Genomic DNA, 14,100 nt, shown 5'->3' on the forward strand with positions numbered 1-14,100 from the left:
AGCGGTCAGCGGGTCGGAGGAACGGTGTCCCAGCCGGCCGGCAGGGCCGGCATCGGCCACGCCGGGTCCGGCCGCCACGACGCCCACGCCTCGTCCCACCACCGCTCCCCGGCGTCGAGCAGGGCGGCGATCCGGTCGCCCTCGGCGCGGATCGCGTCGGCCATCCCCGGATAACGCCCCTCTTCCAGGCGCTGGGCGAACATCTCCACGTCCTTCCAGACGTAGCGGGCGGCGTCGGCCGGCCACCAGAGGTCCAGCTCGTGGTCGAGGGTGTCCACCCCGATCGCGGTACGCCTGAACGGGTCCTGGAGGTTGAAGTACCACCCGGCGAAGGCGCGCTCCGGGCCGGTCCAGAAGACGTCGACGGAGTGCGCCTCGCCCGGGCGGTGCAGCATCAGCTTGCCGTGGCCGCTCCACACCCGGTGCCCGGCGACCTGCCACGGGTGCCGCCCGCACGGGAAGCGCCCGGTCTCGGGGAAGCCGAACTCCGCGCCCGGGGGCAGGTAGAGCACGAGCAGGTCGGGCGAGTCCTCGACGCAGACGGTCGGGCAGGCGAACCACACCTCGCCGTGCAGGACCTCGCGCCGGACCACCACGTCGCCCGGAGCGAAGCGGTGCCCCTTCCCGACCCGCCCACCGTCCCGCTCCACCCGACCCGGACGATCCACTCCCCCAACCTACCGACTGTCGGCGTCCCGGTTCGCGTGGACGTTTCTGCGCGTCGTCGCAGTCCTCCAGGACGTCGAAGACCTCACGCGCGCCGTCCTCGTCGGGCTCAGCGGGGCCGGGAGAGCACGGCACGGGCTGCGGGTCGGCGCCCGGCGACGGTGGATCCGGCCGTGGCGAAGGGGTTCGGCGTCGCTCCCGTCCACTGCTGGAGGAGTGCGGTGCCGGTCTGCCGCCGCTCACCGTCAACCGTGGTCGTCCCGCTGCTGACCACGTAGAACCGCCCGTCGCCGAGCGCCTCCAGGCCGAAGCTGCCGGGCCCCTCCCAGCCGCGGACCCCGGTGGCCGGATCGGCCAGCCCGGCCGGGGCCAGCGGGACGATCCAGCCGGTCGCGCCGTCCGGCTGGCCGGTGATCACACCGGTTTGCGGGGCGACGGTGCCGTCGATCGCGTAGAGCGTCCAGTTCGGAAACTCCGGCTTGCCGCCCCGGTAGACCGCCATCAGCCACCGGCGGGTGTGCCGGTCGTACTCCAGGTTCTGCACCCCGAAGGTGGTGTTCCCGGTCCGGACGAAGACCTTGGAGTACGGCTGCCCGGGCCCGCTCCGGTGCGGTGCCGTCTGGCTGAGCGGACGGGCGAGGAGGCTCCACCGCCGCACGTCGTACGCGAGCAGCACCTGGTGGTCGTTGTCGGTACGCGTCGTGTTCGGGTAGATGCCGTAGGCGACCATCAGCACGTTCCGCCCGCCGGCGGTGCCCAGCGCCGGCCCGAACGAGACCCCGTCGATGCCGCTGGCGCCGTACCGGTGGTCGGCGGTCTGCCCGGTGTCGCCGTCGAAGACGCCGTCGCCGTCCAGGTCCGCCGTGAAGTCGTCGACGACCTCCTTCAGGTAGACGGTGGTCATCACGCCGTCCGTCTCGGCGTCCATTCCGATCCGGGTGATCCGGGCGACGTCGAAGATGGCGATGTAGAAGGCCCGCTGCGCCTTGTACTCCAGCGAGCCGTAGACGCGGCCGTCCTCCGGGTTGACGTCCAGGTCGCCGAGGTGGCCGGTCAAGCCGGTCACCGTGCCGACGACCCGACCGCCGAGGTCCGTCTTGACCAGAAGGTTCGTGAAGGACCAGTAGACGTGACCGCGGCTCCAGTCGACCGCCACTCCCTGCACGTGGCCCGAGGACCACGCGCCCCCGTACACCGTCGCCGGCATGTTCGGGGGCGCCACCGGTGGGCGCGACGTCCCGACGGCCACGCCCCGGCCCGGAGTCGGCATCGGGCCCGCCGTCGCATGCGGCGGGGCGACGGCACCGGCCAGGACGGGAATCGCCAGGACGGCAGCCGCGGCGGTGAGGGTCCTTCGCATGTCTCTCCGTTGCTCAAGAAGATCAAACAGCGGGAGATCCTATGCGAGCTTTCCGAACGGCGGGTGTCCGGATGATCATCCGGAAATTTCGCCCGTCCGGGCGGCGGCCGTCCCGATCACCGCCCGGACGGACACGGGGCAGGGAACACAGCGCGCGGGGCGACGGTCGCCCGGCGATCTTGCCGCATCGACGGGTGGACAGCGTTCATACGATGAGCCGCGATGCGGCAGAGACTGTGGACCGAGATGACGAACAGGTCGGTGGCGGCCTGGTGCAAGCTGGTCGTCGCCGCCGCCGTGCTGCTCGGCGCCGCTTGGTGGAACGTGTGGGAGATCAGCCGCACGTGGGACTACGTCGATGCCGCCTTCGTCTCGCCCACGCCCGGCAGCCTGGAGATCGCCAGGTGCGACGAGGGCACCGAGAGCAAGGGCAACTGGACCTGTCACGGCCCTTTCACCAGCACTGACGGTGCGGTACGAATCGACTCGATCAGCCTGCGCGTCCCGGTCGAGGCGGGACCGGGCACGATCACTCCGGCCATGGTCAGCGGCACCGACGCCGAGGGGGCGTGGTCCACCGACTGGGGGATGGCCGTCGGTCGGCTAGGGGTCCATGCCATCGCGGGGGCCGCCGGCTTCTTCGCGTGGTTGTTCTTCCAGCTCGCGGGGGACAGCGACGAGCCGGCGCGCCGACCGGTCCGGGGTGCCCGGACGACGCGCCTGCCGCACAACCAGCATCGGAACCGACGCCGCCGGAAGACCACGCGGCGGCGGTAGCCGGTTCCCCGCCGCGTCGACGGGGAACCGACCGGAGGCGCGGCGGCTCAGCCGACGCCCTGGGTCAGCCGACGGCGGCCATGATCTCGTCGGAGACGTCGAAGTTCGCGTAGACGTTCTGCACGTCGTCGCAGTCCTCCAGGACGTCGATCAGCTTGAAGATCTTGCGCGCGCCGTCCTCGTCGAGGGGGACGTTGACGCTCGGGATCAGCGCCGACTCGGCCGACTCGTACTCGATGCCGGCGTCCTGGAGCGCGGTGCGCACCGCGACCAGGTCGGTCGGCTCGGAGACCACCTCGAACGCCTCACCCAGGTCGTTGACCTCCTCGGCGCCGGCGTCGAGGACCGCCATCATCACGTCGTCCTCGGTCGTCCCGGCCTTGGGGACGATCACCACGCCCTTGCGGGAGAACATGTACGACACCGAGCCCGCGTCGGCGAACGAGCCGCCGTTGCGGGTCAGCGCGGTGCGCACCTCGGTGGCCGCGCGGTTGCGGTTGTCGGTCAGGCACTCGATGAGCAGCGCCACGCCGTTCGGGCCGTAACCCTCGTACATGATGGTCTGGTAGTCGGCGCCGCCGGCCTCCAGGCCGGAGCCGCGCTTGACCGCGCGGTCGATGTTGTCGTTCGGGACCGAGTTCTTCTTGGCCTTCTGGATGGCGTCGTAGAGCGTGGGGTTGCCGGCGGGATCGCCGCCGCCGGTCCGCGCGGCGACCTCGACGTTCTTGATGAGCTTGGCGAACATCTTGCCGCGCTTGGCGTCGATGACCGCCTTCTTGTGCTTGGTCGTCGCCCACTTTGAGTGGCCGGACATCTGTTACCTCCGTTGCTACCCGCCGTCTGCATCGACCGCACCGCGCACGCCCCGCTCCCGCCGGCGCACGCGGTGGTGCCGGTCAGCCCTGGTGGAAGCCGTGACGGGCAGCTGGCCCTGCCGAATCTCGGCAATCCTACCGACGCCTGGCGGCCCGCTGTCACCGCGCCGCGCCTCGCCGCCACGCCCCGACCGCCCGGACCAGGACAGACGGGGCGAAAACAAGGCACGGCTCGCCGCCGCTCAGCGCGACGCCCGGACCAGCTCCACGAAGTACGCGTGCACGCGCGCGTCGCCGGTCAGTTCGGGATGGAAGGAGGTGGCCAGCAGGCTGCCCTGCCGGACCGCCACGATCCGCCCGGCAGCCGGGCCCTCGGTCACCGTGCCGAGCACCTCGACGCCGTCGCCGACCCGCTCGACCCACGGCGCCCGGATGAACACCGCGTGGAACGGCCCGCCGTCGACGCCGGTGATCGCCACCGGCGCCTCGAACGAGTCGACCTGCCGCCCGAACGCGTTGCGCCGCACGGTCATCTCGATGCCGGCGAAGCCGCGCTGGTCGGGCCGGCCGTCGAGGACCTCGGTGGCCAGCATGATCATGCCGGCGCACGAGCCGTACACCGGCATCCCGCCGGCGATCCGCTTGTCGATCGGCTCGCGCATCTCGAAGATGTCGGCGAGCTTGCTGATCGTGGTGGACTCGCCCCCGGGGATCACCAGCCCGTCCACCGCGTCCAACTCCTGCGCCCGACGCACCGGGCGGGCGTCCGCGCCCGCCGCGGCGAGGGCGGCGACGTGCTCGCGCACGTCGCCCTGGAGCGCGAGCACACCGATCACGGGTGCGTCGCCCATCTGCCGCTCCTCTCCTGGTTAGGAAGGGCCCCTTCCTCTACCTCAGGCGTTAGGAAGGTGCCCTTCCTTACACCCTTCACCAGCCGCGCTCGGCCAGGCGGTGCGGCTGCGGGATGTCGTCGACGTTGATGCCGACCATCGCCTCGCCCAGGCCCCGGGAGACCTTGGCCAGCACGTCCGGGTCGTCGTGGAAGGTGGTGGCCTTGACGATCGCGGCGGCCCGCTGCGCCGGGTTGCCGGACTTGAAGATGCCGGAGCCGACGAAGACGCCCTCGGCGCCGAGCTGCATCATCATCGCGGCGTCGGCCGGGGTGGCGATGCCACCGGCGGTGAACAGCACCACGGGCAGCTTGCCGCTCTCGGCGACCTCCTTGACCAGCTCGTACGGCGCCTGGAGCTCCTTGGCGGCCACGTACAGCTCGTCGGTCGGCAGCGAGCCCAGCCGGCGGATCTCCTGGCGGATCCTGCGCATGTGGGTGGTGGCGTTGGAGACGTCACCGGTGCCGGCCTCGCCCTTGGAGCGGATCATGGCCGCGCCCTCGGTGATCCGGCGCAGGGCCTCGCCGAGGTTGGTCGCGCCGCAGACGAAGGGGACGGTGAAGGCCCACTTGTCGATGTGGTTGGCGTAGTCGGCCGGGGTCAGCACCTCGGACTCGTCGACGTAGTCGACGCCGAGCGACTGGAGGATCTGGGCCTCCACGAAGTGGCCGATCCGGGCCTTCGCCATCACCGGGATGGAGACGGCGTCGATGATGCCGTCGATCATGTCGGGGTCGCTCATCCGGGACACCCCGCCCTGGGCGCGGATGTCGGCGGGCACCCGCTCCAGCGCCATCACGGCGACGGCGCCGGCGTCCTCGGCGATCTTGGCCTGCTCGGCGTTGACCACGTCCATGATCACGCCGCCCTTGAGCATCTCGGCCATGCCGCGCTTGACGCGGGCGGTGCCGGTGACCGGGCTGGCGCTGGCGTTCTGGGCAGTCGTTTCGGGCACGGGTCATCGCTCCTCGACGTGCTCGGGGTGGGGTGGCTGCGAAAATGCTACGGCCGTCCCAACGCCCGTCCGACAGCCAATCAGACCCACGGTGGCCTGCCCTGTGGCAGTCGTCACCGCCCCGCCGCCGCCCGGTCGCCGGGTGCGCCCGGCGTCCCGTCTGGGCGTTCTGTCGGGTCCGTGCCCGCCTCAGCCGGCGGGGACGTCCGCCGGGACCGTGAGGGTGGGGTCGTCGATGTCGAAGTAGCGCGGCCAGGGCCGGCGTCGCCCCATGCGCAGCAGCCGCACCAGCGGACGGCCGCGCGCCGCGCGGGCGTCGCGGACCAGGTCGGTGTGCACCTGACGGGCCAGGGCGAGCCGTCGGCTGGCGCCGATCACCGCCTCGCAGTCCGGATCGGCCGGGTCCAGCTCCACGGCACGCAACTGGCGGGTGAGGTCGTTCTCGGCGGCCTCCCGCTCGTCCGGCTGCGCGTCCAGCGCGATCCGCGCCGCCGCGTACAGCTCGACGCCGTAGCGCCGCTCGGCGAGGACCGCGGCGGCCGCCGCGCGGCGCAGCAGGTGGGCGTCCAGGGCGCGGGCGGCCAGCTCGGCCCGGCCGTGCAGCCGGTCGACCCGGCCGGCGGTCCAGACCAGGTACGCCGCGACCAGCCCGACGGCCAGGGCCGCGACCACCCCCCACCACATGCCCGACATCGTCAGTCCAGCCCCACCCATTCGGTGTCCATGACCCGCCCGTCGGTGGCCTCGATCGCCGCCGCGTACACCTCGAGGACCCGGCGGGCGACCACCGGCCAGTCGAAGGTGGCCACCACCTGGTCGCCGCAGGCGGTCAGCGCGGCCCGGCCGTCGGGATCGTCGAGCAGGTCGGCCAGGGCGGTACACAACGCGGGCCGGTCCCCCGTGGGGAAGAGCCGACCGGCCCGGCCGCCGTCGAGCACGCGGCGGAACGCGTCGAGGTCGCTGGCCACGACGGTGGTGCCCGCCGCGAGCGCCTCGGTGAGGATCATGCCGAAGGACTCCCCGCCGGTGTTCGGCGCCACGTAGAGGTGCACGCTGCGCAGCATCCGCGCCTTGTCCTCCTCGGAGACCAGCCCGAGGAAGGTCACCTGGTCGCGCAGCTCGACCGGGAAGCGCCCGAACAGGTCGTCCGGATCACCGGGGCCGGCCACCAGCAGCCGCAGCCCGGGACGCTGCCGGGCCAGCTCGACGAAGGCGTCGCGCAGGATCGGGAAGCCCTTGCGGGCCTCGGTGAACCGGCCGAGGAAGCCGATCGCGCCGCCGCGCCCGGGCGCGCACTCCCCCGGCCAGCCGGGCAGCGGCTGCGCGTGGTTGAACTTCGCGACGGCCACCCCGTTGGGGATCTCCACCGCGCCGCCGTCCATGTGCTCGACCTGCACCTTGCGCGCCAGCGCGCTGACCGCGATCCGGGCGGTGATCCGCTCCAGCACGATCTGGAGCACCCCCTGCGCGGCGGCGAGCGCCCGCGACCGGGTCATCGCCGTGTGGAAGGTGGCCACCACCGGCCCGCGGGCGGAGAGCACGGCCAGCAGCGACAGGCTCAGGGTCAGCGGCTCGTGCACGTGCAGCACGTCGAAGTCGCCCCGGGTGATCCAGCGCCGCACCCGCGCCGTGGAGACCGGGCCGAACGCGATCCGCGCCACCGAACCGTTGTACGGCAGCGGCACCGCCCGCCCCGCCGGCACCACGTACGGCGGCAGCGGGGAGTCCTCGTCGGCCGGGGCGAGCACGCTCACCTCGTGTCCGAGGCCGATCAGCGCCTCGGCGAGGTCCATGACGTGGTTCTGCACCCCGCCCGGCACGTCGAAGGAGTACGGGCACACGATGCCGATACGCACGCCTCAACCCCTCCCTTACGCCTGTCCGGCAGCCGGGGAGGGCAGGGTCGCGCCGCCACCCGTGCCGTGCTGGTCCAGCCACATCCGCTGCAACATGTGCCAGTCTTCCGGATGCCGGGCGATGCCCGCCGCCAGACCGTCGGCGATCCGCTGGGTCAGCGACCGGACCCGCCGGTCGAGCGGGCCCTCCTCGGGGTCGGGCAGCGGCAGCGGACCCTCGATCGACGCGCGGGCCGCGTCCGCCTCGTACCACATCGAGGCGACGTAGAGGGGCGCCCCGGTGCGCAGGGCGAGCAGGGCCGGGCCCGGCGGCATCCGGGTGCGGGCCCCGAAGAAGTCGACCTCCACCCCCCGGGCGGAGAGGTCCCGGTCGGCCAGCAGGGGCACCACCGTGCCGGCCCGGACCCGGTCGACCAGCACGTCGAACGCCGGCCGGTCGCCGCCGTGGGTGGGCAGGATCTCCATGCCCAGGCTTCGCCGGAAGGCGAGGAACCGCTGGTAGACGCCCTCGGGCTTGAGCCGCTCGGCGACCGTGGTGATCGGCCAGCCGGTCGCCGCGACCCAGGCGCCGGCGGCGTCCCAGTTGCCGGCGTGCGGCAGCGCCACCACCGCGCCCCGGCCGGCCGCCACGTCGGCCGCGAGCAGTTCCTCGCCGTCGAGCCGGAAGCCGGCCAGGATCTCCGTCCGGCTGAGCGAGGGCAGCCGGAACGCCTCCATCCAGTAGCGGGCGTACGAGCGCAGGCCGCGGCGGACCAGCTCGTCGAGGTCGGCCTCGGGCAGGTCGGGGCCGACCACCCGGCGCAGGTTCGCGCGCAGTCGGGCCGTACCCCCGCCGCCGCGGCGGTGGGCGCGGTCGGCGCCCGCCCGGAACGCCGCGGCCACGACGGGCCGGGGCAGCGCGCGGATCACGCGCCACCCGGCGACGTAGCCGAGCTCGGTGAGGTTCACCGGCGCCGGCCCCCGGACAGCGGCCGACCGGCGCTCGTCGCGCTCACCCCTGCCCGCCCGGGGTGTACACCCGCTGGGCCTGGCGGTAGACGTGGGCCATCCGCTGGCCGACGGTGAAGATCGACACCGCGGCGAGCAGCCAGAGCGCGATCTCCAGCGCGGGCCGGACGCCGAGGCCGGTGAGCAGCCCGCCCACGCCGACGATGAGCAGCCGCTCGGTGCGCTCGGCGATGCCCACGTTGCACGTCATGCCGAGCCCCTCGGCCCGGGCCTTGACGTAGGAGACCAGGCCGCCGGCGGCCAGGCAGAGCAGCGCGGCGGCGACGCCCGAATGGTCGTGCTCGGTGGCGAGCCAGTACGCCACCGCGCCGAAGACCGCGCTGTCGGCGATCCGGTCCATGCTCGAATCGAGGAACGCCCCGAATTTCGTGGAGCCGCCGCTCATCCGGGCCATCGTCCCGTCGAGCAGGTCGGTGAGCGCGAACACGGTCACGATCAGGGCCCCGGCGACCAGATGGCCGCGGGCACCGAAGCCGAGCGCACCGACGAGCACCCCGAGGGTGCCCGCCACGGTGACCACGTTGGGGGTTACGCCCGCTCGGAGCAGGCCGCGTGCGACCGGCTCGACGACGCGGGTCATCCCCGCGCGGGCCGTCACTTGGAAGATCTTCGCCATGGCGGTCCCACGATAACGGTCCCACCGGCACCGGCGGTACGGCCGGTCAGCGACCCGCGCAGGACGGAGGCTTGTGCCGGCCCCGCAACAGGTGTGAGATCGAGCCGGGAAGGTGAGTCAGCTCACCCACCCGCCCGTTGATTACCCGCAACCCTGCAGAGCACCGGAGGATATCGCCGCGGAACCCGCTCGGGCCGCTTCCCCGTCGCGCGCGGCGGTCGCCACCAACCACGGCTGAGGGAGGTGCGCCCCATGGCGCAGAAAAGTCAGGAGAAGGGGGCCGCCGGCGGCGCGCCGGTGGTGACCGAGCCGGGCCGGATCCGCAACGTGGTGCTCGTCGGGCACTCCGGAGCGGGCAAGACGACCCTGGTCGAGGCGCTGCTCGCGGCGACCGGCACGATCGGCCGGGCCGGCACCGTCGCCGACGGCAGCACCGTCTGCGACCACGACCCGGCGGCCGTACGCCAGCAGCGCTCGGTGAGCCTGGCCTGCGCGCCGCTGCTACACGACGGGATCAAGGTCAACCTGCTCGACACCCCCGGCTACGCCGACTTCGTGGGCGAGTTGCGCGCGGGGCTGCGGGCCGCCGACGCGGCGCTGTTCGTGCTCTCCGCCGTCGACGGGATGGACGCCGCCACCGCCGCCCTGTGGGAGGAGTGCGCGGCGGTCGACATGCCCCGGGCCGTCGCCGTCGCCCGGCTCGACCACCCGCGCGCCGACTTCGACGAGGCGGTGGCGCTCTGCCAGCGGGTCTTCGGCGACAACGTGCTCCCGCTCTACCTGCCGATGCTCGGCGACGACGGCGTCTCCACCGTCGGCCTGCTCGGCCTGATCACCCGCCGGGTCTTCGACTACACCGCCGGCCTGCCGGCCGACGTGCGCGAGCCGGACCCGGAGCACCTGCCGGCCATCGTCGAGTCCCGCAACGAGCTGATCGAGGGGATCATCGCCGAGAGCGAGGACGAGTCCCTGATGGACCGCTACCTCTCGGGCGAGGAGATCGGCACCGAGGTGCTGATCGAGGACCTGGAGAAGGCGGTCGCGCGGGGCCACTTCTACCCGGTGGTGCCGGTCTGCGCGGAGACCGGGGTCGGGCTGGACGCGCTGCTGGAGGTGCTCACCGCCGGTTTCCCGTCGCCGCTGGAGCACGAGCTGCCGGCGGTCGCCGGGGTGGACGACTCGCCCCGCCCGCCGCTGGCCTGCGACCCGGACGGCCCGCTGGTCGCCGAGGTGGTCAAGACGACCGTCGACCGGCACGTCGGCCGGGTCTCCCTGGTCCGGGTCTTCTCCGGCACGCTGCGCCCGGAGCAGACCGTGCACGTCTCCGGGCACGGGATGGCCGAGCGCGGCCACCCCGACCACGACGCCGACGAGCGGGTCGGGCACATCTACACCCCGCTGGGCGCGAGCCTGCGCGAGGTGGGCGCCTGCGTGGCCGGCGACATCTGCGCGATCACCAAGTCGGGCAGCGCGGAGACCGGCGACACGATCTCCGCCAAGGACGACCCGCTGCTGATCGCCCCCTGGGAGATGCCCGAGCCGCTGCTGCCGGTCGCCGTCGTGGCCCACAGCCGGGCCGACGAGGACACCCTCGCGCGCAACCTGGCCCGCCTGGTCGCCGGCGACCCGACCATGCGGTTGGAGCGCAACCCGGAGACCCACCAGCTGGTGCTCTGGTGCATGGGCGAGGCGCACGCCGACGTGGTGCTGGAGCGGCTGCGCGCGGGCGGGGTGGAGCTGGACACCGAGCCGGTCCGGGTCGCGCTGCGCGAGACGCTGACCGTCCCGGCCAAGGGGCACGGCCGGCACGTCAAGCAGTCCGGCGGCCACGGGCAGTACGCCGTCTGCGCCATCGAGGTCGAGCCGCTGCCGCGCGGGGCCGGCTTCGAGTTCGTCGACCGGGTGGTCGGCGGCGCGGTGCCGCACAACTACATCCCCTCCGTCGAGAAGGGCGTACGCGCCCAGATGGAGCGGGGCCTGGTCGCCGGCCATCCGGTGGTGGACCTGCGGGTGACCCTCTTCGACGGCAAGGCGCACAGCGTGGACTCCTCCGACGCGGCCTTCCAGACCGCCGGCGCGCTGGCGCTGCGGGACGCCGCCGAGAAGGGCCAGCCGGCGCTGCTGGAGCCGGTCGACGAGGTCGTGATCCGGGTGTCCGACTCGTCCGTCGGCGCGGTGATGGGCGACCTGTCCGGGCGGCGCGGCCGGGTGCTCGGCACCGAGCCGGACGCGGACGCCGAGGGGCGCACCCTGGTCCGCGCCGAGGTGCCCGCCACGGAGCTGCTCCGTTACGCGGTCGAGCTGCGCTCGATGACGTCGGGCACCGGCACCTTCCGCCGCCACTTCGTCCGCTACGACCCCATGCCCGCCCACCTGGCCGACCAGGTCCGCAAGGAACACGGCAGCCACCCCTGACCGGGCTCGTCGCGGGGTCGATTCACGCGGTTGTGGCGGCGTGCCGCCCGGCGCGGTGAAGCTGCCCGACGAAACGGGCGATCCGGGGCGCGACGCCCACCACAACTGCGTGATCGACGGTGACCCGGCGGGCGGGGCCCGTCAGGGGCGGGCGGTGGGGAGCATGGGGCTCGGGTGGTGGGGGCGGTCGGCCTCGCGGAGCGCGGCCGAGCGGAGCGCCGCCAACTGGCGTTCCACCTCGGCGAACTGGTCGGCCGGCAGCGGCCCCCGGTGCAGGGCGGCGGCGTTCTCCTCGACCTGCGCGACGGTGCGGCAGCCGGGAATCGGGACGGTGCGCCCGCTGCGCGCCCAGATCCAGCCCAGCGCGCCCTGGGCCGGAGTGCGCCCGTCGGCGGTCAGCGCCGCCCGCACGGCGGCGGCCCGCCGCAGCCACTCCGGGGCCGGCCGGCCGCCCCGGAACCACTCCAGCCAGCCCGGTGCGACCCCTCGCACGTCGTCGCGGGGCAGCGTGGAGCCGGTCGTGTACTTGCCGGAGAGCAGGCCCATCCCCAGCGGCCCCCGGTTGACGCTGGCCAGGTCGTACTTGTCGCAGACGGCGAGCAGCTCGGGGGCGTCCCGGAGCACCGAGAGGGTGTGCTGCACGGCGGTGGCGTGCCGGGCGCCCTGGCCGAAGGCGGCCGCCCGGTCGGGGCGGTCGGTGCTCCAGCCGTACGCGCGGACCAGCCCGTCGGCGACCAGGTCCTCCAGGGTGCCGACGAGCGCCTCGGCCCGGGGCACCGGCAGGTCGGCGAGGTGCAACTGGTAGAGGTCGATCCGGTCGGTGCCGAGCCGGCGCAGCGACTCCTCCACCGCCCGCCGCAGGTACCCCGGGGAACTGTCCGCGCCGGTGGCCTGGCGGGTCGCCTCGTCGAAGGTGTGGCCCCACTTGGTGGCGATCACGGCCTCGTCGCGCCGGCCGGCGAGCGCCCGGCCCAGGACCCGCTCCGAGTGCCCCGCCCCGTAGGTGTCGGCGGTGTCGAAGAGGGTCACGCCGAGGTCGAGCGCGCGGCGTACCGCCCGGACGGACTCCTCGTCGTCGACGGCGCCCCAGCCCAGCGGCTGCGTGCCCTCGGCCCAGGGGCCGCCGATCGCCCAGCACCCCATGCCCAGCGCGCTGACCTTGATGCCGCTGCGGCCCAACGTCCGTGTCGTGACTGCCATCGACGCATCGTGCCACCTCCGGCGCCCACCCCCGGGGCGGCGTCCCCGCCGCCGCGCGGGATCCCGACCCCGGCGGGCCGGGTCAGGAGGGCCAGGCGCGGGCGAGCAGCTCCCGGGTGTCCCCGAGCAGTTGCGGCAGCACCTTGGTGCGCCCGATCACCGGCATGAAGTTGGCGTCCCCGCCCCAGCGGGGCACGACGTGCTGGTGCAAATGCGCGGCGATCCCGGCGCCGGCCACCCCGCCCTGGTTCATCCCGAGGTTGAACCCGTGGGCGTTGCTGACCTTGCGGATCACCCGCATCGCGGTCTGGGTGAACGACGCCAGCTCGGCGGTCTCCGGCCCGTCGAGGTCGGTGTAGTCGGCGACGTGCCGGTAGGGGCAGACCAGCAGGTGACCCGGGTTGTACGGGTAGAGGTTGAGCACCACGAAGACGTGCGCGCCGCGCGCGACGACGAGGCTCTCCTCCGCCGGCAGGCCGGGGGCGAGGCAGAAGGGGCACCCCTTCGGCTTCTCGTAGCCCTCGGGGCGGTCCTCGCCCGAGATGTAGGTCATCCGGTGCGGCGTCCAGAGCCGCTCCAGGCCGTCGGCCATGCCGCTGTCCGTGTGCCGTTCCACCCCTGCCACAAGCCGATCCTACGGAGCGGCCCGACGACCGGCGAGGCCCGCCGTGGGGAACCCGGCGCTGGAAGTTGTTGACGAATCGAAAAGCACCATTGAAAATTCCGTCCATCGATTTACTTCCATAGACCGATGGAGGTCTCCGTGATCCGACGGCTCGGCAGATTCCTCGCGGCGCTCGCGCTGACCGCCGCCACCACCGTGGTCGGCGTCACCTTCACCGCCGGCGCGGCCCACGCCGACGGCTGCTACACGTGGGGACGCACCCTGTCCCAGGGGATGTCCGGCGAGGACGTCCGGCAACTCCAGATCCGGGTCTCGGGCTACCCCGGCTACGACGCCGTGCTCGCCCTCGACGGGGTGTACGGCCCGGGCACCCGGTCCGCCGTGATCCGCTTCCAGCAGGCGTACGGGCTGGGCGCCGACGGCGTCGCCGGGCCCCAGACCTTCAACCAGATCTACGCGCTCCAGGACGACGACTGCACCCCGGTCAGCTTCAGCTACGCGGAGTGGAACAGGTGCAACAGCGACTGGTCCGGTGGCGCGGTGTCGGCCAGCACCGCCCGCTTCAACGCCCGCGTGTCGATGTGGAAGCTCCAGGCCATGCGGCGCGCACTCGGCAACGTACCGCTCTACATCAGCAGCGGCTTCCGCAGCTACGCCTGCAACAGCGCGGTCGGCGGCGCCAGCAACAGCCGGCACCTCTACGGCGACGGGGTCGACCTGGTCGGGTCACCCTCGCTGTGCCGGCTCGCCCAGCAGGCCCGCTACCACGGCTTCAGCAACATCCTCGGCCCCGGCTACCCGGGCCACAACGACCACACCCACCTGGGCAACACGCCGAGCCGGTCCTGGTCCGCCCCGACCTGCGGGATCTGACGCCCGACGGCCCGTCGACGAAGGCCCCCCGCCGGTGGCGGGGG

General features: G+C 73.5%; 14 protein-coding genes. 3 read left to right on the forward strand and 11 right to left on the reverse strand.

The window, feature by feature from the left end:
• Positions 1-5: 5 nt before the first annotated feature.
• Together ACZ6Q9_RS17100 and ACZ6Q9_RS17105 are read right to left on the reverse strand one after the other, a co-directional pair.
• On the reverse strand, positions 6-668 hold the full coding sequence (locus ACZ6Q9_RS17100; protein ID WP_396830290.1) for a DUF402 domain-containing protein: 663 nt from the start codon (positions 666-668) through the stop codon (positions 6-8).
• A gap of 107 nt (positions 669-775) precedes the next feature.
• Positions 776-2,026, reverse strand: coding sequence for a hypothetical protein (locus ACZ6Q9_RS17105; RefSeq protein WP_396830291.1), 1,251 nt, complete (start codon positions 2,024-2,026; stop codon positions 776-778).
• A gap of 222 nt (positions 2,027-2,248) precedes the next feature.
• On the opposite strand from ACZ6Q9_RS17105, the gene ACZ6Q9_RS17110 reads away from it, so the two are divergent.
• Positions 2,249-2,803, forward strand: a complete 555-nt coding sequence (locus ACZ6Q9_RS17110; protein WP_396830292.1) for a hypothetical protein — start codon at positions 2,249-2,251, stop codon at positions 2,801-2,803.
• Positions 2,804-2,867: 64 nt separating this feature from the next.
• On the opposite strand, the gene ACZ6Q9_RS17115 is transcribed toward ACZ6Q9_RS17110, so the two are convergent.
• The 7 genes from ACZ6Q9_RS17115 to pgsA form a co-directional block, all read right to left on the reverse strand.
• Complete coding sequence (locus ACZ6Q9_RS17115) at positions 2,868-3,617, reverse strand: YebC/PmpR family DNA-binding transcriptional regulator (protein WP_357701515.1); 750 nt, start codon at positions 3,615-3,617, stop codon at positions 2,868-2,870.
• A 243-nt stretch (positions 3,618-3,860) separates the two neighbouring features.
• Positions 3,861-4,469, reverse strand: a complete 609-nt coding sequence (gene pdxT / locus ACZ6Q9_RS17120) for a pyridoxal 5'-phosphate synthase glutaminase subunit PdxT (RefSeq protein ID WP_396830293.1) — start codon at positions 4,467-4,469, stop codon at positions 3,861-3,863.
• Between the two features lie 76 nt (positions 4,470-4,545).
• A complete protein-coding gene (gene pdxS / locus ACZ6Q9_RS17125; RefSeq protein WP_358093221.1) occupies positions 4,546-5,463 on the reverse strand; it encodes a pyridoxal 5'-phosphate synthase lyase subunit PdxS in 918 nt (305 codons plus the stop codon).
• Positions 5,464-5,652: 189 nt separating this feature from the next.
• Positions 5,653-6,156 carry a hypothetical protein gene (locus ACZ6Q9_RS17130; protein WP_393269670.1) on the reverse strand — a complete coding sequence of 168 codons (504 nt, stop codon included), beginning with the start codon at positions 6,154-6,156 and terminating at the stop codon, positions 5,653-5,655.
• Positions 6,157-6,158: 2 nt separating this feature from the next.
• Complete coding sequence (locus ACZ6Q9_RS17135; RefSeq protein WP_393456342.1) at positions 6,159-7,319, reverse strand: glycosyltransferase family 4 protein; 1,161 nt, start codon at positions 7,317-7,319, stop codon at positions 6,159-6,161.
• Positions 7,320-7,334: 15 nt separating this feature from the next.
• Positions 7,335-8,267, reverse strand: coding sequence for a phosphatidylinositol mannoside acyltransferase (locus tag ACZ6Q9_RS17140; protein WP_393456339.1), 933 nt, complete (start codon positions 8,265-8,267; stop codon positions 7,335-7,337).
• A 43-nt stretch (positions 8,268-8,310) separates the two neighbouring features.
• Entirely contained in the window at positions 8,311-8,943 is a 633-nt protein-coding gene (gene pgsA / locus ACZ6Q9_RS17145) for a phosphatidylinositol phosphate synthase (RefSeq protein WP_396830294.1), read from the reverse strand.
• Between the two features lie 252 nt (positions 8,944-9,195).
• On the opposite strand from pgsA, the gene ACZ6Q9_RS17150 reads away from it, so the two are divergent.
• A complete protein-coding gene (locus ACZ6Q9_RS17150) occupies positions 9,196-11,358 on the forward strand; it encodes an elongation factor G-like protein EF-G2 (RefSeq protein ID WP_396830295.1) in 2,163 nt (720 codons plus the stop codon).
• 141 nt (positions 11,359-11,499) lie between these two features.
• Here ACZ6Q9_RS17150 and ACZ6Q9_RS17155 read toward each other — a convergent pair whose 3' ends face one another.
• Positions 11,500-12,558 carry an aldo/keto reductase gene (locus ACZ6Q9_RS17155; RefSeq protein ID WP_396830296.1) on the reverse strand — a complete coding sequence of 353 codons (1,059 nt, stop codon included), beginning with the start codon at positions 12,556-12,558 and terminating at the stop codon, positions 11,500-11,502.
• Between the two features lie 82 nt (positions 12,559-12,640).
• A complete protein-coding gene (locus tag ACZ6Q9_RS17160) occupies positions 12,641-13,150 on the reverse strand; it encodes an HIT family protein (RefSeq protein ID WP_350706683.1) in 510 nt (169 codons plus the stop codon).
• 159 nt (positions 13,151-13,309) lie between these two features.
• On the opposite strand from ACZ6Q9_RS17160, the gene ACZ6Q9_RS17165 reads away from it, so the two are divergent.
• Entirely contained in the window at positions 13,310-14,056 is a 747-nt protein-coding gene (locus tag ACZ6Q9_RS17165) for a D-Ala-D-Ala carboxypeptidase family metallohydrolase (RefSeq protein ID WP_393456333.1), read from the forward strand.
• The last annotated feature ends 44 nt before the right edge of the window (positions 14,057-14,100 follow it).

Source organism: Micromonospora sp. NPDC049139, from assembly GCF_055586845.1.

What these genes read in the sequence shown, in the direction of transcription:
- ACZ6Q9_RS17105 (WP_396830291.1), bottom strand. Translation starts at nt 2,026, where the DNA reads ATGCGAAGGACCCTCACCGCCGCGGCTGCCGTCCTGGCGATTCCCGTC.
- ACZ6Q9_RS17110 (WP_396830292.1), top strand. Translation starts at nt 2,249, where the DNA reads ATGCGGCAGAGACTGTGGACCGAGATGACGAACAGGTCGGTGGCGGCC.
- ACZ6Q9_RS17115 (WP_357701515.1), bottom strand. Translation starts at nt 3,617, where the DNA reads ATGTCCGGCCACTCAAAGTGGGCGACGACCAAGCACAAGAAGGCGGTC.
- pdxT (WP_396830293.1), bottom strand. Translation starts at nt 4,469, where the DNA reads ATGGGCGACGCACCCGTGATCGGTGTGCTCGCGCTCCAGGGCGACGTG.
- ACZ6Q9_RS17130 (WP_393269670.1), bottom strand. Translation starts at nt 6,156, where the DNA reads ATGTCGGGCATGTGGTGGGGGGTGGTCGCGGCCCTGGCCGTCGGGCTG.
- pgsA (WP_396830294.1), bottom strand. Translation starts at nt 8,943, where the DNA reads ATGGCGAAGATCTTCCAAGTGACGGCCCGCGCGGGGATGACCCGCGTC.
- ACZ6Q9_RS17150 (WP_396830295.1), top strand. Translation starts at nt 9,196, where the DNA reads ATGGCGCAGAAAAGTCAGGAGAAGGGGGCCGCCGGCGGCGCGCCGGTG.
- ACZ6Q9_RS17155 (WP_396830296.1), bottom strand. Translation starts at nt 12,558, where the DNA reads ATGGCAGTCACGACACGGACGTTGGGCCGCAGCGGCATCAAGGTCAGC.
- ACZ6Q9_RS17160 (WP_350706683.1), bottom strand. Translation starts at nt 13,150, where the DNA reads ATGGCCGACGGCCTGGAGCGGCTCTGGACGCCGCACCGGATGACCTAC.
- ACZ6Q9_RS17165 (WP_393456333.1), top strand. Translation starts at nt 13,310, where the DNA reads ATGGAGGTCTCCGTGATCCGACGGCTCGGCAGATTCCTCGCGGCGCTC.